This is a genomic window from Ornithinimicrobium panacihumi, assembly GCF_052073805.1.
Taxonomy (GTDB): domain Bacteria; phylum Actinomycetota; class Actinomycetes; order Actinomycetales; family Dermatophilaceae; genus Ornithinicoccus; species Ornithinicoccus panacihumi.
The window spans coordinates 41,222-60,462 of sequence record NZ_JBQGWG010000014.1; the positions used below are offsets into that span (position 1 = coordinate 41,222).

At 69.9% G+C, this 19,241-nt stretch carries 22 protein-coding genes, 1 tRNA gene and 1 pseudogene; 14 read left to right on the plus strand and 10 right to left on the minus strand.

Going from position 1 to position 19,241, the window contains the following annotated elements:
- Positions 1-16: 16 nt before the first annotated feature.
- Complete coding sequence (locus tag ACTMMA_RS12785; RefSeq protein WP_441190522.1) at positions 17-649, minus strand: hypothetical protein; 633 nt, start codon at positions 647-649, stop codon at positions 17-19.
- Positions 650-848: 199 nt separating this feature from the next.
- On the opposite strand from ACTMMA_RS12785, the gene ACTMMA_RS12790 reads away from it, so the two are divergent.
- From ACTMMA_RS12790 to ACTMMA_RS12855, 14 genes and pseudogenes are all read left to right on the plus strand, one after another.
- A complete protein-coding gene (locus tag ACTMMA_RS12790) occupies positions 849-1,478 on the plus strand; it encodes a hypothetical protein (protein ID WP_441190523.1) in 630 nt (209 codons plus the stop codon).
- Complete coding sequence (gene xerD, locus ACTMMA_RS12795) at positions 1,475-2,458, plus strand: site-specific tyrosine recombinase XerD (protein WP_441190524.1); 984 nt, start codon at positions 1,475-1,477, stop codon at positions 2,456-2,458. Before ACTMMA_RS12790 ends, xerD begins: the two co-directional genes overlap by 4 nt.
- Before the next feature lie 23 nt (positions 2,459-2,481).
- Positions 2,482-2,829 (plus strand): annotated as a pseudogene (locus ACTMMA_RS12800) (Glu/Leu/Phe/Val dehydrogenase dimerization domain-containing protein); the annotation flags it as partial.
- 206 nt (positions 2,830-3,035) lie between these two features.
- Positions 3,036-3,530, plus strand: a complete 495-nt coding sequence (locus ACTMMA_RS12805) for a Rossmann-fold NAD(P)-binding domain-containing protein (protein WP_441190525.1) — start codon at positions 3,036-3,038, stop codon at positions 3,528-3,530.
- A 2-nt stretch (positions 3,531-3,532) separates the two neighbouring features.
- Entirely contained in the window at positions 3,533-3,889 is a 357-nt protein-coding gene (locus ACTMMA_RS12810; protein ID WP_441190526.1) for a nuclear transport factor 2 family protein, read from the plus strand.
- Positions 3,890-4,032: 143 nt separating this feature from the next.
- Complete coding sequence (locus ACTMMA_RS12815; RefSeq protein ID WP_441190527.1) at positions 4,033-4,935, plus strand: ParA family protein; 903 nt, start codon at positions 4,033-4,035, stop codon at positions 4,933-4,935.
- Positions 4,936-4,952: 17 nt separating this feature from the next.
- Positions 4,953-5,867 (plus strand): segregation and condensation protein A, encoded by a 915-nt coding sequence (locus ACTMMA_RS12820; protein WP_441190558.1) that lies wholly within the window; start codon positions 4,953-4,955, stop codon positions 5,865-5,867.
- Positions 5,860-6,528, plus strand: a complete 669-nt coding sequence (gene scpB, locus ACTMMA_RS12825) for an SMC-Scp complex subunit ScpB (RefSeq protein WP_441190528.1) — start codon at positions 5,860-5,862, stop codon at positions 6,526-6,528. The genes ACTMMA_RS12820 and scpB overlap by 8 nt, the downstream gene beginning before the upstream one ends.
- Positions 6,525-7,442: a pseudouridine synthase gene (locus ACTMMA_RS12830; protein ID WP_441190529.1), complete on the plus strand. Its 918-nt coding sequence runs from the start codon at positions 6,525-6,527 to the stop codon at positions 7,440-7,442. Before scpB ends, ACTMMA_RS12830 begins: the two co-directional genes overlap by 4 nt.
- Before the next feature lie 81 nt (positions 7,443-7,523).
- On the plus strand, positions 7,524-8,285 hold the full coding sequence (cmk, locus tag ACTMMA_RS12835) for a (d)CMP kinase (RefSeq protein ID WP_441190530.1): 762 nt from the start codon (positions 7,524-7,526) through the stop codon (positions 8,283-8,285).
- A 6-nt stretch (positions 8,286-8,291) separates the two neighbouring features.
- Positions 8,292-9,167 (plus strand): sulfurtransferase, encoded by an 876-nt coding sequence (locus tag ACTMMA_RS12840; RefSeq protein ID WP_441190531.1) that lies wholly within the window; start codon positions 8,292-8,294, stop codon positions 9,165-9,167.
- A complete protein-coding gene (locus ACTMMA_RS12845; RefSeq protein ID WP_441190532.1) occupies positions 9,164-9,643 on the plus strand; it encodes a SufE family protein in 480 nt (159 codons plus the stop codon). The genes ACTMMA_RS12840 and ACTMMA_RS12845 overlap by 4 nt, the downstream gene beginning before the upstream one ends.
- Positions 9,640-11,217, plus strand: coding sequence for a ribosome biogenesis GTPase Der (gene der / locus ACTMMA_RS12850; RefSeq protein WP_441190533.1), 1,578 nt, complete (start codon positions 9,640-9,642; stop codon positions 11,215-11,217). Before ACTMMA_RS12845 ends, der begins: the two co-directional genes overlap by 4 nt.
- A gap of 154 nt (positions 11,218-11,371) precedes the next feature.
- A tRNA-Pro gene (locus tag ACTMMA_RS12855) sits at positions 11,372-11,445 on the plus strand.
- 235 nt (positions 11,446-11,680) lie between these two features.
- Here ACTMMA_RS12855 and ACTMMA_RS12860 read toward each other — a convergent pair.
- The 9 genes from ACTMMA_RS12860 to ACTMMA_RS12900 form a co-directional block, all read right to left on the minus strand.
- The gene (locus tag ACTMMA_RS12860; RefSeq protein WP_441190534.1) at positions 11,681-12,832 is read right to left on the minus strand and encodes a tyrosine-type recombinase/integrase; all 1,152 of its coding nucleotides are present in this window, start codon (positions 12,830-12,832) and stop codon (positions 11,681-11,683) included.
- 31 nt (positions 12,833-12,863) lie between these two features.
- Positions 12,864-13,151 carry a helix-turn-helix domain-containing protein gene (locus ACTMMA_RS12865; protein WP_441190535.1) on the minus strand — a complete coding sequence of 96 codons (288 nt, stop codon included), beginning with the start codon at positions 13,149-13,151 and terminating at the stop codon, positions 12,864-12,866.
- Positions 13,060-13,659: a hypothetical protein gene (locus tag ACTMMA_RS12870; RefSeq protein WP_441190536.1), complete on the minus strand. Its 600-nt coding sequence runs from the start codon at positions 13,657-13,659 to the stop codon at positions 13,060-13,062. Before ACTMMA_RS12870 ends, ACTMMA_RS12865 begins: the two co-directional genes overlap by 92 nt.
- A 12-nt stretch (positions 13,660-13,671) precedes the next feature.
- A complete protein-coding gene (locus ACTMMA_RS12875; RefSeq protein ID WP_441190537.1) occupies positions 13,672-14,145 on the minus strand; it encodes a single-stranded DNA-binding protein in 474 nt (157 codons plus the stop codon).
- A gap of 81 nt (positions 14,146-14,226) precedes the next feature.
- The gene (locus ACTMMA_RS12880) at positions 14,227-15,981 is read right to left on the minus strand and encodes a type IV secretory system conjugative DNA transfer family protein (protein WP_441190559.1); all 1,755 of its coding nucleotides are present in this window, start codon (positions 15,979-15,981) and stop codon (positions 14,227-14,229) included.
- A 26-nt stretch (positions 15,982-16,007) separates the two neighbouring features.
- Positions 16,008-16,232 carry a hypothetical protein gene (locus ACTMMA_RS12885; RefSeq protein ID WP_441190538.1) on the minus strand — a complete coding sequence of 75 codons (225 nt, stop codon included), beginning with the start codon at positions 16,230-16,232 and terminating at the stop codon, positions 16,008-16,010.
- Between the two features lie 587 nt (positions 16,233-16,819).
- Complete coding sequence (locus ACTMMA_RS12890) at positions 16,820-17,740, minus strand: NAD-dependent epimerase/dehydratase family protein (RefSeq protein ID WP_441190539.1); 921 nt, start codon at positions 17,738-17,740, stop codon at positions 16,820-16,822.
- 37 nt (positions 17,741-17,777) lie between these two features.
- A complete protein-coding gene (locus tag ACTMMA_RS12895; protein WP_441190540.1) occupies positions 17,778-18,473 on the minus strand; it encodes a type 1 glutamine amidotransferase domain-containing protein in 696 nt (231 codons plus the stop codon).
- Positions 18,466-19,071, minus strand: coding sequence for a TetR/AcrR family transcriptional regulator (locus tag ACTMMA_RS12900; RefSeq protein ID WP_441190541.1), 606 nt, complete (start codon positions 19,069-19,071; stop codon positions 18,466-18,468). The genes ACTMMA_RS12895 and ACTMMA_RS12900 overlap by 8 nt, the downstream gene beginning before the upstream one ends.
- Positions 19,072-19,241: the final 170 nt, after the last annotated feature.

Below are 19,241 nucleotides of genomic sequence, written 5' to 3' on the forward strand. Positions count from 1 at the left end.
GGCACCCTGGCGCCGGTCAGGTGCGGCGGGAGCGGAGACCGACCTCGGCCAGCTCGAGGTCGGCCAGCCGGCGCAGCGCCTCGGGGTCGCCGGAGCGGAACGCGGCGACGGGGTCGGGAAAGAGTTCCTGCAGGCGGCGCGGGTGCTGACGCACGAGGGCACGCAGCGCCAGCAGCTCCTGCGACTCCGGGTCGGCCACCTCGGCGCCCAGCCGCCGTGCCTTGCGGATCCAGACCCACCGCGCCAGCCCCCACAGCAGCACGGCCATCAGGATCGGGGTGCCCGCAGACAGCAGCGAGACGACCCACGCCACGGTGCGCACCGACGACTCCAGGGTGTCGCCGGCCTGCACCAGGTCGGTCCCGACGCCTGCGGCACCCGTGAACGGCGCGTCCAGCTGGTCGCCGACCAACGGGATCTCCACCACCTTGCCGGCGGCCTCGTTCATCCGGTCCCGCAGCCCGGACCCGGCGCTGCGCAGCGGCCCGGCCGGCGCCGCCAGCGTCATCACGAGGGAGAACACCCACCGCCCCACCACGATCCACCCCACGACCCAGACGAGGATCGACAGGTCGGCCAGGATCTGTCGGGTGCGGCGACCCGGGGCATCGGCATACCAGCGCATGTCGCCCAGTCTCTCCCAGGGCACGGCGATGCTCCGGTATGACGCTCACGGCCAGTGCCCGTCGGGGCGCCTCTGCCGCCACGGGTGAGCCTCCCGCCCCCCTACGGGTTTGCTCGCCCACAGGAAGCAAACCCGTAGGGGCTGGGGGAGTGCTCGCCCGGGCACCAGCTCATCTCATCGCGTGTCGCGAAATACCTTGGCCAGAGCCAGACATGATGGAGGCATGAGACCGCTCAAGACCGCCGCACTCGGGATCCTCATCGTGGCGTTCGACCTCAACATCGGGGCCTTCGACCTGCTCTTCGACCCGGTCGGGTGGGCGCTCGTCGTCCTGGGCGTGCATCGGCTCGCCGACCGGCACGAGGGCTTCCGCTGGGCGCGCATCGCGGCCGTCGTGGGGCTGGTCGCCTCGGTCTTCACCGCCGTGCTCCGGCGCACCGAGTCGGTGACGAGCGGGGACGGCGGAGGCATCACCAGCACGACCTCCTCGGTGGTGGAGCCGTTCTGGTCCACCAGCATCGAGATGCTGGCGCAGGCCGGCTTCGTGATCGGTCTGTGCACGGCCCTGATCGCCCTGACCCAGGACGAGCGGATCCGGCGCGCCTCGCGCACGCTGCGGTGGGCGCTCCCGGCCACCGACCTGGCGGCACTGGTGGCAAGCCTGCTCGTCGTGACCCTCGTCGTCGAGGGCAGCACCAACCCGCCCACCATCGGGGCGCTGGCCGCACTCCTGGCGATCCCGCTGGTGATCATCGGCCTGGCGCTGGCGATCTGGTTCTTCATGACCCTCGTGCGCGCCTCCCGCGAGCCCACCTTCCAGGTCCGGGACTTCGCTGACATGATCCCGGGGTGAGCACCCCGGCCGACCCACCCGAGCAGGCCCGACGCAGCCCCCTGCGTCGGGCCACGGACGGGTGGCTCAACCACCTGCGCGTCGAGCGTGGCCTCTCCGAGCACACCCTGAAGGCCTACCGTCGCGACACCGACCGCTACCTGGACCACCTCGCCGCTCGGGGGATCCGCACGCCCGAGGACGTGCGCGAGCACCACGTCACCGACTTCCTGGCCCACCTGCGCAGGGGCGACGAGGACCATCCGCCGCTGTCCGCCACCTCGGCCGCCCGGGCGGTCGTCGCCGTCCGCGGCCTGCACAAGTTCCTGGCTGTCGAGGGTGAGGTCAGCGCCGACCCGGCCCAGGAGGTCCAGCCGCCCACGCCTCCTCGCCGCCTGCCCAAGGCGCTCTCGGTGCACGACGTCGAGCGGCTCCTCCAGGCCGCGGCCGTCGGCGACACCCCGGCGGCCCTGCGGGATCGCGCCCTGCTCGAGGTGCTCTACGGATGCGGCGCCCGTGTCAGCGAGGCCATCGGCCTGGACCTGGACGACCTGGAGCTGGGGCGGCCAGAGGAGGGCGAGGCCGGCGGGGGAGTGGTGCGCCTCTTAGGCAAGGGCAGCAAGGAGCGGATCGTCCCGATGGGCCGCTACGCCCGCGACGCCCTCGACGCCTGGATCGTCCGCGGCCGCCCCGCCCTGGCCAGGGCCGGGTCGGGCACCCCGGCGGTTTTCGTCAACGCCCGCGGCGGGCGCCTGTCGAGGCAGTCCGCGTGGAACGCCATCAAGGCCGCCGCCGACCGGGCCGGGCTCAGAGGTGAGATCTCACCCCATACCCTCCGGCACTCCTTCGCCACCCACCTGCTGGACGGCGGCGCCGACGTGCGCGTGGTCCAGGAGCTGCTCGGCCACGCGTCGGTGACCACGACCCAGATCTACACCCACGTCTCGACCCAGCACCTGCGCGAGGTCTACGCCCAGGCCCACCCCCGGGCGCGCGGCTGAGCGGTCACGGGCACACTGGCGGGATGAGCAGCGACGCGACGCACGGCCCCGGCCCCGATCTCTTCGGCAGCGAGCAGGTGATCACCTGCCGCGACGACTCGGTCGGCCTGCGCGCCGTGATCGCCATCGACGACACCACGCTCGGTCCCGGCTTCGGCGGTGTCCGCTGGCGCCCCTACGCCTCGACCGCAGAGGCCGTCTCCGAGGCCCAGCGGCTCGCGCGCGCCATGACCCTCAAGCACGCGCTGGCCGAGCTGCCCTACGGCGGGGCCAAGTCGGTGATCATCGCCTCCGGCCCGGTCCCCACGGAGGGCTCGCCCGAGCGCGATCGGCTGATGACCCGCTACGCCGAGTTCCTCGCCCGCACCGCCGGCAGCTACATCCCCGGCGTGGACATGGGCACGCTGGTCTCGGACATGGACCTCATCCGCCGGGCGGGTGCGCGCGCCTTCTGCGCCGACGTCGACCCGGGCCCCTACACCGCCACCGGCGCCTACGCGGCCCTGCGGCCGGCGTCCGCCATGGCCTGGGCAGCGGTCTGGAGGGGGTGCGCGTGCTCGTCCAGGGCGCGGGGCACGTGGGCGCCAATCTCGCACGGTATGCGGCTCGCGACGGGGCGGCGGTCCTCGTCGCCGACGTCGACGAGGACCGGGCGCGGTCCCTCGCGCAGGAGGTCGGTGGCGAGGTGGTCGCCCCGGGGTCGGCGGCCGAGGAGGACTGCGACGTCTTCGCCCCCTGCGCCGTCGCCCGGGTGGTGACCGCCCAGAACGTGAACCGGATCCGGGCCCGGGTCATCGCCGGGGCCGCCAACGACACCCTCGACTCACCGTTCGTGGCCGAGCTGCTGCGCCGCCGCGGCATCACCTACGTCCCGGACTTCATCGCCAACGCCGGCGGCGTGCTGCAGGTCCACGGCGGAGAGGTGGGCTGGAGCGAGCAGGAGCTGCAGGATCAGCTGGAGGCCATCGGGGACCGCGTAGCCTCGGTGCTCCGGGACGCCGACGCGCGCGGCATGACCTCGGTCGAGGCCGCGCTGGCCCGGGCCGAGGCACGACTGAGCCAGAAGGGATGAGCATGAGCGATCTGGTCGCACGCACGCGGCACTACTACGAGCGGGTGGACGCGGGAGACCTCCAGGGCGTCCTGGACTGGTTCGCCGACGACGCGGTCTACCGGCGTCCGGGCTACGAGCCGTTGCGGGGCAGGGAGGCGCTGGCCGACTTCTACGGCGGGGTGCGGGTCATCGACGAGGGCACCCACACGCTGGAGGAGGTGCTGGTCCAGGACCGTCAGGTCGCGGTCCGCGGCCGCTTCGACGGGACCCTCAAGGACGGGTCGACGGTCTCGCTCGGGTTCGCCGACTTCATCCGCTACGACGAGGCGGACCGGGCCGTGGAGCGCCGGAGCTTCTTCGAGGTGCCGGCGGTCTGAGCACGAGCAACCGCCTGCGCGCCTGATCACACCTCAACCTCAGGTCGAGGTTCACCTGGTGGTCGCCGCAGGGATCCACCCGTTAGTGTTTCCCGTGATCGGCGGGAGGCCGACCAACGATGCACCCGAGGCTGGAGAACTACGTGAACGCCAACGCACAGGCCACGCACGACCGCCTGCCAGGCACCGAGTCGAGCGGGGTCGGCCAGGAAGGCCCCACCGGGCGCCCCCTACCCGACTTCCCCGTGCCGGCGCCGCTGGCCAGCCACGGTCCGGCGCGGATCATCGCCATGTGCAACCAGAAGGGCGGGGTCGGCAAGACCACCTCGACGATCAACCTCGGGGCGGCTCTGGCCGAGTACGGCCGCAAGGTCCTCATGGTCGACTTCGACCCCCAGGGCGCGCTGTCGGTCGGCTTCGGCATCCGCACCAACGACCTCGACGTCACCGTCTACAACCTGTTGGTCGAGCGCGGCCACGACGTGCGCGACGTCATCCAGCCGACCCGGGTCCCCGGCGTCGACATCCTCCCGGCCAACATCGACCTGTCGGCCGCCGAGGTCCAGCTCGTCGGCGAGGTGGCCCGCGAGCAGATCCTGGCCCGCGTGCTCCGGCCCGTGCTCGACGACTACGACGTCATCTTCATCGACTGCCAGCCCTCCCTGGGCCTGCTCACCGTCAACGCCCTGACCGCGGCGCACGGCGTGATCATCCCGCTGGAGTGCGAGTTCTTTGCGATGCGCGGCGTGGCGCTGCTCATCGAGACGATCGAGAAGATCACCGACCGACTCAACCCGCGCCTGGAGATCGACGGCATCCTGGCGACCATGTACGACGGCCGCACCCTGCACTCCCGCGAGGTCGTGCGCAGCGTCGTGGACCACTTCCAGGACACGGTCTTCCACACCGTCATCAGCCGCACCATCAAGTTCCCCGACGCGACGCTGGCCGCGGAGCCGATCACCTCCTACGCCACCACGCACGCCGGGGCCGAGGCCTACCGGCAGCTGGCGCGGGAGCTGATCTCCCGCGGCGGCGCTCCCTGAGCGTGACCACCTCGGGGGTGGTCGAGGACCGCCCCGGCGCCGAGACGCTCCCGGCCGTCGACGCGGGGCCGGAGGCCACGCCCGGGGGAGTGCTGAGCTCGACCCGGGGCAGCTTCGAGGTGCACCTCGACGTCTTCTCCGGCCCCTTCGAGCTGCTGCTCGGCCTGATCGCCAAGCACAAGCTCGACGTCACCGAGATCAGCCTGGCCACGGTCACCGACGAGTTCGTCGCCCACCTGCGCGCCGCCCAGGAGTCGCAGACCGAGTGGGACCTGTCCCAGGCCAGCGAGTTCGTCCTCATCGCCGCCACGCTGCTCGATCTCAAGGCCGCCCGGTTGCTGCCCAACGCGCGGGAGGACGACGAGGAGGACCTGGCCCTGATCGAGGCCCGCGACCTGCTCTTCGCCCGGCTCCTGCAGTACCGCGCCTTCAGGCAGGTCGCCGACGAGCTGCGCCTGCGCATGGAGGGTGCCGGGCGGATCTTCGCCCGCGACGTGGGGGTGGAGGACCGCTTCGCCTCGCTGCTGCCCGAGCTCATCCTCACCGTCACCCCCGAGCAGCTGGCGATGATCGCCGGGCGGGCGATGATTCCCAAGCCGCCGCCGACCGTGGGGGTCTCGCACCTGCACGCACCCCAGGTCTCGGTCCGCGAGCAGGCCTCGATCGTGGTCTCCCGGCTGCGCGAGCGCGGACAGGCCAGTTTCCGTGAGCTCGTCGCCGACGCCGACACCACCCTGGTCATCGTGGCCCGCTTCCTGGCGCTGCTGGAGCTCTTCCGCGACACCGTGATCAGCCTCGAGCAGCCCGAGGCGCTCGGCGAGATCACCGTCCGCTGGACCGGCCCGGACAGCGGCCGGGTCGAGGTCAGTGACGAGTTCGACGAGGATGACGGCGAGGACCAGTACGTGACAGAGGTGAGTGCCGATGACTGAGCCGCAGCACCCCATACCGGAGCAGGAGCTGCCCGGCACCGAGGCCGAGGTGGCTGATCCGGAGCCCGTCCCCGAGGAGCACCAGGTCGCCTTCGACATCAACGACTTCCCCGGCGGCGCCCGCTCGGCGATCGAGGCCGTGCTCATGGTCATCGACGAGCCGGTCACCGAGGAAGCTCTCGCGGCGGCCCTCGAGCTCCCGGTCGAGGACGTCGGCGCGGTCCTGGACGACCTCGCGCAGGAGTATGCGGACACGCACCGCGGGTTCATGCTGCGCCGGTTGGGGGGCGGCTGGCGGATCTACACCCGTCCGGAGTACGCCTCGGTCGTGGAGCGCTTCCTGCTCGGTGGTCAGCAGGCGAGGCTGACCCAGGCGGCGCTGGAGACCCTCGCCGTCATCGCCTACCGGCAGCCGGTGAGCCGGGCCCGGATCGGTGCCATCCGGGGCGTCAACGTCGACGGGGTCGTCCGGACCCTGCTCGCGCGCGGCATGGTCACCGAGGTCGGGCAGGATCCCGGCGCCGGTGCGGTGCTCTACGGCACGACCGACCTCTTCCTCCAACGCATGGGGCTGAACTCACTCGACGATCTGCCGGCCCTCGCGCCCTATCTGCCCTCGGCAGAGGTGCTCGAGGAGCTGGCCGCGGAAGGACTGGCATGAGCGAACGCAGTGGATCAGGACAGGGCCGGGGCGGCTCCCGGGGCGGCTCCGGGCAGGGCCGTCCGGGCCGTGGCGGTGGACGACCGCGCCCCCAGGGCGGCTCCGCCGGGCCGCGGAAGGCCGGTGGCGCCAGGCCGCCCCGCCGACCCCGCAAGCCCGGGCCCAGCGTCCAGCTCGACGTCCACAGCCCCGACGGCGTGCGCCTGCAGAAGCTGCTGGCCAGCGCCGGGTTCGGCAGCCGCCGCGCCTGCGAGCAGCTCATCGAGGCGGGCCGGGTCGAGGTCGACGGGCAGGTCGTCACCGAGCTCGGGGTCCGCGTGGACCCCGCGACCCAGGTCGTGCACGTCGACGGCGATCGCGTCGTGGTCGACTCCGACAAGGTCTACCTGGCCTTCAACAAGCCGGCCGGCGTCGTCTCGACCATGGACGACGAGGAGGGGCGCCCCTGCCTGGCCGACTACGTCGGGCACCTGTCGCAGCGCCTCTTCCACGTGGGCCGCCTCGACGCGGACACCGAGGGCCTGCTCCTGCTGACCAACGACGGCGACCTGGCCCACCGGCTGCAGCACCCGGCCTACGGCGTGCCCAAGACCTACGTGGCCCAGGTCCACGGCGTCGTCGGCCGCGACATCGGCAAGCAGCTGCGGGAGGGGGTCGAGCTCGAGGACGGGCTGGCCAAGGCCGACTCGTTCAAGCTGGTCGACAACATCCCCGGGCACTCGATCGTCGAGGTGGTCCTGCACGAGGGGCGCAAGCACATCGTCCGGCGGATGCTGGAGGAGGTGGGCTACCCGGTGGAGATGCTCAGCCGGACCCGCGTCGGGCCGGTCTTCCTCGGTGAGCTGCGCTCGGGCCGCTACCGGGCGCTGTCGGCGGAGGAGGTCGCCCAGCTCTACCGCGCGGCCGGCCTGTAGGGCTCGCGCGGGGTCCCGCGCCGCGCACCCGGCCCACGGTCGGCACCGTCCGGCGATGTCCCGGCCAGATAGAGTGCTCGGGTGCCCACCCCCCTGACGATCGCCATCGACGGACCCAGCGGGTCCGGGAAGTCCTCCGTGTCCAAGGCCCTGGCCCGCGAGCTCGGCCTGGCCTATCTCGACACCGGGGCGATGTACCGCGCCCTCACCTGGTGGGTCCTGGAGCGGGGGATCGACCCCGCAGACCAGGAGGCCGTCGCCCGGGCCGGCCGCGAGCTGCCCCTGGAGATCTCCACCGACCCCGACCACGAGGCCGTCACGGTCGCCGGGACCGACATCACCGAGGCCATCCGCTCGACCCGGATCAGCACGGCGGTCTCGGCCGTGGCCACCAACCTCGACGTGCGCGCCGAGCTGCGCCGTCGTCAGCGCGAGCTGATCGAGGCCGCCCGGGCCAGCCAGGGCGGCGTGGTCGCCGAGGGCCGCGACATCACCACCGTCGTGGCTCCCGACGCCGAGCACCGGATCCTGGTCACCGCGTCCGAGGAGGCCCGCCTGGCGCGTCGCTCCACCGAGCTGCACGGGGCCGCCGGCGCAGATCAGGTGGCGGCCACCCGCGACCAGATCGTGCGCCGCGACCGCGACGACGCCACGGTCAGCGCCTTCTTCGAGCCCGCGGAGGGCGTCGTGGGCGTCGACACCTCGGACCTGACCTTCGAGGAGTCCGTCGCGGCCGTCCTCGCCGTCGTGCGCGGCACCGTGGATCCCCAGCCCGCCGTTCCCGCCACCACCTCCCAGACCGCCACCCCGCACACCTCCACCATCCCGCAGACCAGGAGCTGAAGACCCATGAGCCTGCCGTCCGACCCCAGCCCCAAGCTCGCCGCCTACGCCCACCCCGAGCGTCTCGTGACCACTGACTGGCTCGAGGAGCACCTGGGCACCGACGGCCTGGTCGTCCTCGAGTGCGACGAGGACGTCCTGCTCTACGAGACCGGCCACATCCCCGGCGCCCTCAAGCTCGACTGGCACCTGGACCTCAACGACCCCCTGACGCGCGACTACGTCGACGGCGAGCGCTTCGCCCAGGTGATGGGCAGCCGCGGCATCACCCGCGAGACCACCGTGGTCGTCTACGGCGACAAGTCCAACTGGTGGGCCGCCTACGCCCTGTGGGTGATGACCCTCTTCGGGCACCCAGACGTGCGCCTCCTCGACGGCGGCCGCGCTGCCTGGGTCGCCGAAGGCCGCAAGATGAGCAACTGGGCCCCGGACGCCCCGACCGTGGACTACCCGGTCGTCGAGCGGGACGACTCGACCCAGCGCGCGTTCAAGGACGACGTCCTGGCCCACCTGGGCAGCCCGATGGTCGACGTGCGCAGCCCGGGGGAGTACTCCGGCGAGCTGCTCCACATGCCCGACTACCCGCAGGAGGGCGCGATGCGCGGCGGGCACATCCCGGGGGCCAAGTCCGTGCCCTGGGCCCGCGCCGCCAACGACGACGGCACTTTCAAGACCCGTGAGGAGCTCGAGGCCATCTACCTGCAGGAGCAGGGGCTGGACCCGGCCGAGGGCGTCGTGGCCTACTGCCGCATCGGCGAGCGCTCCAGCCACACCTGGTTCGTGCTGACCCACCTGCTCGGCTTCGAGCAGGTGCGCAACTACGACGGGTCCTGGACCGAGTGGGGCAACGCCGTCGGTGTCCCCGTGGAGAAGGGCGCATGAGCGGCACCGACGACCTGACACCCCTGCCCGAGGGCCTGGCCGAGCTCGCCGAGGACTTCCACTCCGTCTCCCAGCAGGAGCGGCTCCAGCTGCTCCTGGAGCTGAGCAAGGAGCTGCCCGGCCTGCCGGAGCGCTACGAGGGGAAGCTGGACCAGATGGAGCGCGTCGACGAGTGCCAGTCGCCCCTGTTCCTGGCCGTGGAGGTCGGTGAGGATGCACCGCATACCGTGCATCTGTTCTTCGACGCGCCCCCGGAGGCGCCGACGACCAGGGGCTTCGCGGGCATCCTGCACGAGGGGCTGGACGGGCTCCCGGCGAGCGAGGTTCTGGCGGTGCCGGACGACGCGCCCTACCGTTTCGCCCTGGCCGACGCGGTCTCGCCGCTGCGGCTGCGCGGGATGGTCGGCATGCTGAGCAGGATCAAGCGGCAGGTGCGCCTGCGCGAGGAAGCCATGAGCGCAGGAGGCACGGTATGACGCAGCACCAGGGCCCCTTCGACGGCACCGGGGAGCCTCTGCCGGGCTCCGACGAGGTCGAGGTGGAGTGGACCGGCGGGGTCGATCCGGACCTGCCCTACGACGAGAGCGGCCTCGAGCCCAGCGACGACGACCTGCGCGTGGAGACCGCGCTGCGGGCCGGCCTGGAGGAGTTCGAGCTCACCGACGAGGACCTGCACCTCGTCGACGCCGGCGAGCTGACCCTCGAGGAGGACGACGAGGCCCACACCAGGCCGGTCGTGGCCGTGGTCGGTCGCCCCAACGTGGGCAAGTCGAGCCTGGTCAACCGCATCCTGGGTCGACGGGAAGCCGTCGTCGAGGACGTGCCGGGGGTGACGCGCGACCGCGTCGCCTACGACGCCGAGTGGTCGGGTCGCAAGTTCACGCTCGTCGACACCGGGGGCTGGGAGGTGGACGCCACCGGCATCCACCTGCGGGTCGCCGAGCAGGCCGAGGTGGCCGTCGAGCTGGCCGACGTCGTCATGTTCGTGGTGGACGCCACGGTCGGGGCGACCGACACCGACGAGCAGGTGGTGCGCCTCCTGCGCCGGGCCAGGAAGCCGGTGGTGCTGGTCGCCAACAAGGTCGACAACCAGGCCCAGGAGGCCGACGCGGCTGTCCTGTGGTCGCTGGGGCTGGGCCAGCCCTATCCCGTCTCGGCCCTCCACGGCCGTGGCTCGGGCGACGCCCTGGACGCCGTGCTAGACGTGCTCCCGGAGGTCTCGGCCGTGGCCGGGGCCTACCCCCGGGGCGGTCCCCGGCGCGTGGCCCTGCTGGGGCGCCCCAACGTGGGCAAGTCCTCCCTGCTCAACAAGCTGGCGGGGGAGGAGCGGGTCGTCGTCGACAACGTCGCGGGCACCACTCGAGACCCCGTCGACGAGCTCATCACGCTGGGGGACAGCGGCAAGGAGTGGCGCTTCGTCGACACGGCGGGCATCCGGCGCCGCGTGCACCAGACGCGCGGTGCCGACTTCTACGCCTCGCTGCGCACCCAGACCGCCCTGGAGAAGGCGGAGGTGGCGGTGGTGCTCATCGACGTCTCCGAGCCGATCGCCGAGCAGGACATCCGCGTGGTGCAGCAGGTCATCGACGCCGGGCGGGCACTGGTCATCGCCTACAACAAGTGGGACACCCTGGACGAGGAGCGCCAGTACTACCTGGAGCGGGAGATCGAGCGCGAGCTGGTCCAGATCCAGTGGGCGCCCCGGGTCAACATCTCGGCGACGACCGGCCGGCACGTGGCCAAGCTCGAGCCGGCCCTGGAGATCGCGCTGGCCTCGTGGGACCGCCGGATCCCCACCTCCAAGCTCAACGCCTTCTTCGGCGAGGTCGTGGCCGCCCACCCCCACCCGGTCCGGGGCGGCAAGCAGCCGCGCATCCTCTTCGCCACCCAGGCCGACACCCGGCCGCCGAAGTTCGTCATCTTCGCCTCCGGCTTCATCGAGGCCGGCTACCGGCGCTTCCTGGAGCGGCGCCTGCGCGAGGAGTTCGGCTTCGCGGGCACGCCGATCGAGATCTCCGTGCGGGTCAGGGAGAAGCGCTCACGCCGCTGAGCGTCGCCGGCGGGGACCGGATTCGTTGGCACGGTCCCCGATGGGTTATCTTTGTCCCTGCCCAACAGGGCCTCGGGCTGTGGCGCAGCTTGGTAGCGCACTTGACTGGGGGTCAGGTGAGTTAGAGCGGCGATACAACCAGAAAACTAAACAACGGGCTGTGGCGCAGCTTGGTAGCGCACTTGACTGGGGGTCAAGGGGTCGCAGGTTCAAATCCTGTCAGCCCGACAAAAAGCCCTGGTGAGAAGCAATTTTCACCAGGGCTTCGTCGTATCTGGACGTGGTCACTAGCTGGTCCACTTCCCTCATCTACCTGTGCTGCTCGTTCGCGCATTGGTCCACTTCCGTTCGGCGACTTCGGCTGTGGAGTGCACCAAAAGGTGCCCGAGAGGTGCACCAAATCGCGGGCGCGGCGGTGCTCCGGCCCCCTGCTGGGAGGGTCGGAGCGTGGTTCCATTCGTGGTCACAGACGGGGTCCGTCGCGACGGCTGCTGTCCTTCCTCTGAGGGGCCTTGGAGAGGAACTGGTTGGCCTGTCTCGCTGCTTCGGCGAGGTGGCGGTGATCGGGGTGCAGATACCCCTTGGTGGTCTCGATCGACTGATGTCCGAGGATCTCTTGGAGGACGTGCAACGCGATGCCTGCGTCGGCCATCCAGGTCGCTCCGGTGTGCCGCAGACCGTGCCGGGTGAGGCCGGTGAGGTTGAGGCCTGCGACGAGGTCATCCCAGCGGGTGGCATCCCGCACTGTTGCGGTGGTGAGGACGCCCCCGCGTGGCCCGCGTAGCAGCGGGTCGTCGGGTTTCTTGTCTTTGGTGAGGCGTTCGAGGACGGGTTCGAGGGCATCGAGCATCGGCACTGGACGGTCGCGCCGGCCTTTGGTCTGTTTGATGACGAGGCCGCCTTTGCCGGGATAGTGCTGGCGTCTGATCCAGACGATGTGGTTTTCCCAGTCGACATCCCCGACCTTCAGCCCTGCGACTTCCGAACCTCTCGCGGCCAGGAGGGCGGCGAGCATGACGTGATCGGAATATGACTGATGCACCTCCCCGCACGCTGTCGCGAGCTTCCGGAGCGTCGCCAGGTCCGGGAGGGCGTACTGCCGCAGTGCTCCGGTGGTGTGGGTGACGTGTTTGCCGAGATTGCGGCGAGCCCGGTGCTTGGCAGGGTTGATGGAGATGATGTCGTCACGCACCGCCTCATCGAGCACCCGCACGAGAGGCGCGATGGAGTTCTTGATCGTCGAGGCGGAGTGCTCGGCCTCCCAGGCGTCGATGGTGCGGTCGATCATCCCGGCGGTGATCTTCGCGACCCGGACGTGCCCGAGCGCAGGCAGTACCCGGAGGCGGAGTCCGGTGTCGTAGAGATCGGCGGTCGAGGTCGGGTCCAGGCCCCGCTGCCACCGATCCCCGATAGTTGCGGCGTAGTCCGTGAGGGTGATGGTGGTGTCGGCGCCGGTCTCGGTCGCGGCCCGCATCTGCTCGAAGAACTCCTCGACCTCCTCGGAGCTTCGGACGTGCGCGACGCGGCCGACGCGCTTATGCGTGGACGGGTCGGTCCATCGCACGCGGGCGCGGAAGCCGTCGGTGCGGCGTTCGACATCGGTGGTGAGCTTCACCCCGACCGGCGGCATCCGCCTGTTCCGGGGGTCAGCCACGATCGTTCTCCTGCTCGGTGACCCAAGCGCGCACTGTGGCCGGGGTGTAGCGAGAGACGCCGCCGACGCGCAGGAACGGTGGCCCGATTTTCTCTCTGCGCCAGCGCGAGAGGGTGGCTTGGGAGACGTTCAAGAACTCTGCGACATCCCGCGCGCACCACAATGTCTCGACCGGGCCAGCGCCGTGGTCAACGACGGTTGGGGCGTTCATCGTCGAGACTCGCGTAGAAGGCATCTTCGGCAGCTTGCCGTTGGGCAAGATCTGCTTCGACGAAGGCATCGAAGTCCGCCGCCCGATCCGCGATCACGATGTCATCGACCGCGGGTGCAGGGGCTTCGCCGGGCCAGGTGGTTTGCCGGGTGGGGCGGTCGCGATCCAGGCGGGTGCTGGATGCGGCGACCCAGTCGCGGAGTCGCTGCTTGGTGTCGGCGAAGTCGCGATGCCATCCGTTGGGGGCGGACCCGTTCTGATCGGGGTCGTAGGCGCATAGCCAGTGCAGGTGCAGCGCGGACAGTTCCCAGAGCAGTTCGGGGTGCCGGTACCAGAACGGTGGGATCACGCTCGCGGGCAGGCCGTAGGTGTGGCGGAGCCAGTTCACCCATCGGTCGAGTTCGAGCCATTCAGCTCCGGCCTCATCGGCGGTGAGTAGGTTCCAGTTCACTGGATGCGGCGGCCCCGGCAGTGAGTCCGGGTCGGATAGCGCTGGCCGCTTTCCGGGCTCCTCGTCGTGGAGTGCGGGTTCGGGTTCGTCGAACTCCGGGGCGTCCTCAGCAACGATGGTGCTCATGGCTTTCCCTCCTCACAGTCCGGGCGCGGGAGGTGTCGGCGTGCTGGGTCGATCCGGGCTCTGGAACTCCGAGGCAGGCCGCGTCGGTGTCTCCCGTGCGGGGGCGTCCTGTTCGACGGCATCGTGTCGGGGTGTGCGGTCGACCTCGTAGCGGGTGCGGGCGAGATCGTGGCCGATCTTCTTCGCGACGAACTGCTCGGTCTGTACCTGCTCACCGTCACGAGTGGCCTCGTACTCACGCACATACCCCTCGGCGATGAAGTTGTCGCCCTTCCTGAACCGCTCGTGCGCGCGCTCCGCGGTGGCTCGGAACATCACCAGGTCGTGGAACGTGGACTCCAGCTGCGTGAAGGAGCCATCAGGGTTTCGGTCGAAGTGTTCCTGCCCGAACCTGGCGTAGAACCTCGCCTGCCCTTTGTCGTTGAAACCGAGCTGCGGTGTCGAGGCGATGAACCCCGAAATCGACTGTTGCGTATGAATATCCATTGCTCTGCTCCTTCGCGATCACGCGACCCCGCGGCGGGGTCGTCCGTGAAAGTCAGGTGCACTACAACGACACAGCAACCCTCAGATGTCGGCAGGTCGTTGCAGCAGGGTTTCGAGTTCGGTGCGGTCGGTCTTCAGCTGTCCGGCATCCGTCCGGTTTGGCCAGGCGCGCAGGTCGGTGACGATCGGCGGCGCGGCGCGGAGCAGGGTGACGCCGGTGCCGAACGGCAGTGTTCTGATCCGGTCGGGGGGCAGGATCGGCACCCGACGCACGGAGCGTTGGTTGGATCTAGTGCCTCGGTCTCCGAGGGTGACCGAGTCGGTGTACTCGTCGCGTTCGCCGATCAGGGTGGAGAGGTCTTGGAGGTCTTTGGAGTTGGACGCTCCGCCGAGGATGATCTTGACGATGCTCGCATCCCAGATCGCCCCTGCCTGATTCTCTGACCACTTATCCCGTGCCTGCGCGAGCGACTGCAACACCGGCATCGTCGTGATCCCCGTACCCCCACCCTCAGCCATGAGCGTCGGCAGTGAGGGTAGTGGTGCGAGGTTGCCGATCTCATCGAGCGCCAACAACAGCGGTGGGTCAAGGCGTGCTCCGGGTGATCTGGCGGCAATGCGTCGGGCGGTTTCGACGAGGTCTTCCACGAACGCCGCCACCAACGCCGCCGACGCACCGGCCCCTGCGCCGGTGGCGAGGAGGTAGAGGCTGCCACGATCACGGATGAACGCCTCGGGATCGAAGGACTCGCCTTCTGCTGGGGTGACGGCATCGAGCACCCGTGGGTCAGCGAGCGCGCCGAGTGCGAGGGCGACGCCTTGCCAGATGGAGTCGCGGGTGCGCGGGTCGGAGTCGATCATCGCCCCGAGCGAGTCGGCCCACCCCGCCGCGGCGTTCGGGTGGTTGGTCAGGATCGCGACAGCATCGGCAGCAGCCGACGGATCAAGGGTCCACCGGAACAGCTCAGCCGGTTGGCGATGATCCAGAGCGGCCGCGTGCAGGAGCGCTTGGAGTGCTGTGCGGGTTTTGCCCTCCCAGAAGCCACCTGATTCGACACCACCCGCAGAGAGTCCGGTTGCGGAGGCGAGGCCGGTGGCGCGGATCATCGCCGTCAACGGGTCCTCACACCCCCGGACCGGCGACCACCGCAGCCCGGCCGGGAGCCCTTCGGCGAGACGCTGCGGATCGAACACGGCAACCAGGCGTCCGTCACGTCTGCGGGCACGCAATGTCGCAGTGAGGTTGTCCGGCCGCGTGCTCGTGGTAACCACCGCTCCGGGCGCGTCGAGAATGGCGTTGATGACGACGTGCAGGCCTTTGCCGGAGCGGGGTGGCCCAATGAGCAGGATGGAGTCTTCAACGGAGGCCCAGACCTGCTTGCCGCGTGAGGTGCCGAGCAGATAGCCCACGTCCTCCGGTGTCGGGTCATCCAGTGATGGCCGCAGCGATGATGCCCGGCGCAGTAGTGCTTTCGGTGATGCGGCTTGGGTGACTTCGTGGGTGGTGGCGACTCCGGCGAGGCGGCGCGGATCGGTCTCGGCCTTGCGTGAGTGGCGGCGCCATTTCATCCAACACCACCCCAATCCGACTGTGACCAGCGCGAGGAGCAGGGCGGTGACGATCCAGTAGACGACCGGGTTCAAGCCGTCGGCACCGAGCGCAGTGCCGGGGTCGCCGGGATTGAACAGCACCCCCATCCCACCGGCAGGCCCCGAGGTGGGCTGAGCCGTGCCGGTGAGGAACGCCGCTACTGACCCAGCGCCACGCAGGACGAGGCCGAGGGCAAAGACGCCAATGAGTCCGATGAGGGCGGCGTTGGTGAGTTCATCACCCATCGATCCGGACTGCCGCTGCTGACCGTTCACGACAGCGCCTCGATATGGGTGGTGCCAGAGATCCGACCCAGCAGCAGCACATCCCGCCGTCCGCCGGGTGCGGGTGGGAGCTGGTTGAGATCCAACACGGCACGGGCCCGCCCGTTGGTGGCGTCGGTGTGGGAGACGATGATCGCGACGGCCACGTCCTCACCGGCAAGGAACCCGTCGGCGGTGACCTCGACCAGCGCCGGCCCCTTCTTCTTCCGCATAGGCCGCGCGGGTTCCGTAGCTGGTTCTGGCTCCGAGACTCGGGTGCGAGTGCGGGATTGGATGAGGTCAGTGAACACCGACCCGTCGACCTCTCGGACTTCGATCCGCACCCCGATACTGCGGTTCTCCGTGACCGCATCCAGCAGGTCGGCGAAGGTGCCCCGCGTCCACTCACCCCCCGCAGGTGGCGGGTACTCGGCGCCATCAATCGTGACGTTCAGGGTGCCGGTTTCGGTGACGGTGACGCGGACGTTCGGGAGGACGGCCTGCACCGGGTCCGGGGCGGTGTGTTTGCCTGTTCTGCTCATGATCAGGACACCCCTATCTCTGTAGCCGCATCTTCGTCGCAGGACTTCATGCCGACGAGGTGCGTCGCACCCGCCCGGGCAGCGGGCACGACTGCTCTCAGGAATCGCGAAAGAACATCACGATTCCTGACGATTTCGGCGGAATCTTGATGCGCGGTCGGGATTGCTGAAGTAGCGGAGCGATAAGGCTCGCCGCGATGCACAGCATCGGGGCTGCTCGCGGCTGGCAGCGGGCCCAGCGCTCGACGAACAACACGGAAACCGGCGGCGTGACGACGCTAGCTCCGGAGGAGGTGGCTGATCCCGTCGTTGTAACTGGTGACCGGGAAGTTGGGGAATCGTGCTGTGAACTTTGATGAGTCGAAGATGTTGTCCTGCCGGTAGCGCGGCAGCAGCTCGTTCGCCTCCTTGATCGCCGGATTCACGAGCCCGCCGATCCGGAACGCCCAATCGGGCACGGTGGTGAACGGGATCTTCCTCCCGACGATGCCGGAGGCGGTGTCGATCATATCCCGGTAGGTGAGGCGGTCCGGGGCGATCGGGAGGTGCCAGGTCTGCCCGTAGGCATCGGGGGTGTTGCCGATGAGGGCCATGGCGTGGCTGGCATCCGGTGTCCAGATCAGGCTGCGTCGGGTGCGTGCGCTCAGCGGCACCAGGGGGCGCTTGCCTCGTCTGATGCGATCGAAGACGGCTGTGTTAGTCAGGCTCTGGGTCTTGCCGGGGCCGTAGAACTCCGGGGCGCGGCAGATCACCGCATCGATCGTGCCGGCGGCCATCTCGGCGAGCAGGGTCGTGGCGATCTGCGCGCGCACAGTGGCTTTCCGGCCGACCGGTTCGAACGGCGTCTGCTCCATCTGGGGCGTCGCGGTGCGCGGGTACATGTAGGTGTTGTCGAAGAACACCAGCCGTGCGCCGTGTTTCCGGCAGGCGGCGATCGTGTTGGCCATCATGGTCGGGAACCGTGCCTCCCACAGATCGGAGTCCATGGGAAGGCCCACGGTGAGATAGACGATGTCGCTTCCCGCGACCGCCCGGTCGGTGGCTTCCGCGTCCATCAGGTCGGCGGGCACGAGCTGATCGGTGTCGTGGACCTTGCGGGGGTTTCTGCTGACGAGGCGGATGTCGTCGGTGAAGTTCCGGCGTAGTTCGCGGGTGAGCTCTTCGGCGATCTGGCCGCCTGATCCGAGCACGGTCTGCATGCGTTCCGCCCTTTCTGGCGAGGCCTTGGCGTGGTGGTCAGTGGCCCTCGAGGAGGGCGGCGACCTTGGTCGCGGTCTCCTTGGCCGAGCCGGGGTTCTGACCGGTGACGAGGTTGCCGTCAACGACGGCGTTGGAGACGAACGGCAGCAGCGCCTTGGAGTACCGCGCCCCGCGTTCCTTGATGTCCTCCTCGATGTTGTACGGGACGAGCTTGTCGACCCGGGCGAGCACCTCCTCGCGCCACGAGAACCCGGTCAGGTCGCGCCCCGCGACCAGATAGCTGCCGTCGGAGAGGGTCGTGTCGCGCAGGCCGCAGTAGCCGTGGCAGACGGCACCGACGACACCCCCGCGCTCGAAGATCTCTCTGGTGATCTGCTGCAGGCCCGTGCTGCCCGGGAAGTCGAACATCACCGCGTGACCGCCGGTGAAGTAGATCGCGTCATAGTCTGCCGAGTCGACCTGCTCGGGGCTGGCCGTGCTCTCCAGCAGCGCCATCCTCGCCGGGTCCTCATGCCATGCTTTCGCGGACTTGTCGTAGTTGGGGAACTTCAGCGACCGCGGCTCCAGCGGCGACGCCCCGCCTGCAGGGCTCACGATGGTCTGCTCGAAGCCGTGCTCGGCGAAGATGTCGTAGGCGTGGGTCAGTTCGGACAGCCACAGCCCGGTCGGATGCGAGGCGTCGATCTCATAGTGGTCGACATTGGTGACGACGAGCAGGACGCGCTTACTCATGGGGGCTCTCAATTCTGGAAGAGGTGGTGGGCGGGAAGACTGCGGCGAGTGTCGATCGCACGCGCTCATCGACAGCGGCAGAGTCGGTGGCGGGAAGCTTTCCGTCGAGGTGCAAGAACGCCAGACCGTGGGCGAGGGACCACCCCGCGGTCGCCAGCGCGACCGGGTCGGAGTCCGGGAAGACCCCCGCCATCACGGTTTCGAGATAGCCATGCAGCGCACCGGCTGCGCGCACCCGTTCGTCGTCCTGGTCGTCGCACTCCTGCCCGAACATGAGCCGGAACAGCGCCGGCCTGCGCAACGCGAAACGCACATACTCGACGGCGAGCTCACCGACCTCGGCCGCGGAGGCCGGAGGCTCCTTGCCGGCGGTGAGATCGCTCATGAGCTCACGCAGCCCGTGAACCGCCAACGCCGACTCCAGCGCCTCCCGGTCGGCGAAGTGCCGATACGGAGCACCCGTGGACACGCCCGCCCGACGGGCGGCCGCGCGCAGGGAGAGCGGCTCGCCAGCTTCGAGCGCCTCCAGGGCGGCTCGCAGCAGGGTCGCTCGTAGATCGCCGTGGTGGTAGCCCACCCTAGTCGTGTCCGAGCTCATCGATCCTCCCGCCACCAAGTATGCACCGCATACATTACTACGAAGGTGCCGATTCCATGGATCGCAAGCGCTACGACGGCCCAGGGCACGGGCCGGGCTGGATACGGTGAACCACACGAGGTGCAAGTTCTACGAACATGCACCCCGTAACCCTTCACCGCGGCCCTGGC

Coding starts and splice junctions, on each gene's coding strand:
- ACTMMA_RS12790 (WP_441190523.1), top strand. CDS start 849: ATGAGACCGCTCAAGACCGCCGCACTCGGGATCCTCATCGTGGCGTTC.
- ACTMMA_RS12810 (WP_441190526.1), top strand. CDS start 3,533: ATGAGCGATCTGGTCGCACGCACGCGGCACTACTACGAGCGGGTGGAC.
- scpB (WP_441190528.1), top strand. CDS start 5,860: ATGACTGAGCCGCAGCACCCCATACCGGAGCAGGAGCTGCCCGGCACC.
- ACTMMA_RS12830 (WP_441190529.1), top strand. CDS start 6,525: ATGAGCGAACGCAGTGGATCAGGACAGGGCCGGGGCGGCTCCCGGGGC.
- ACTMMA_RS12840 (WP_441190531.1), top strand. CDS start 8,292: ATGAGCCTGCCGTCCGACCCCAGCCCCAAGCTCGCCGCCTACGCCCAC.
- ACTMMA_RS12845 (WP_441190532.1), top strand. CDS start 9,164: ATGAGCGGCACCGACGACCTGACACCCCTGCCCGAGGGCCTGGCCGAG.
- der (WP_441190533.1), top strand. CDS start 9,640: ATGACGCAGCACCAGGGCCCCTTCGACGGCACCGGGGAGCCTCTGCCG.
- ACTMMA_RS12865 (WP_441190535.1), bottom strand. CDS start 13,151: ATGCCTTCGTCGAAGCAGATCTTGCCCAACGGCAAGCTGCCGAAGATG.
- ACTMMA_RS12870 (WP_441190536.1), bottom strand. CDS start 13,659: ATGAGCACCATCGTTGCTGAGGACGCCCCGGAGTTCGACGAACCCGAA.
- ACTMMA_RS12875 (WP_441190537.1), bottom strand. CDS start 14,145: ATGGATATTCATACGCAACAGTCGATTTCGGGGTTCATCGCCTCGACA.
- ACTMMA_RS12880 (WP_441190559.1), bottom strand. CDS start 15,981: ATGGGTGATGAACTCACCAACGCCGCCCTCATCGGACTCATTGGCGTC.
- ACTMMA_RS12885 (WP_441190538.1), bottom strand. CDS start 16,232: ATGCGGAAGAAGAAGGGGCCGGCGCTGGTCGAGGTCACCGCCGACGGG.
- ACTMMA_RS12890 (WP_441190539.1), bottom strand. CDS start 17,740: ATGCAGACCGTGCTCGGATCAGGCGGCCAGATCGCCGAAGAGCTCACC.
- ACTMMA_RS12895 (WP_441190540.1), bottom strand. CDS start 18,473: ATGAGTAAGCGCGTCCTGCTCGTCGTCACCAATGTCGACCACTATGAG.
- ACTMMA_RS12900 (WP_441190541.1), bottom strand. CDS start 19,071: ATGAGCTCGGACACGACTAGGGTGGGCTACCACCACGGCGATCTACGA.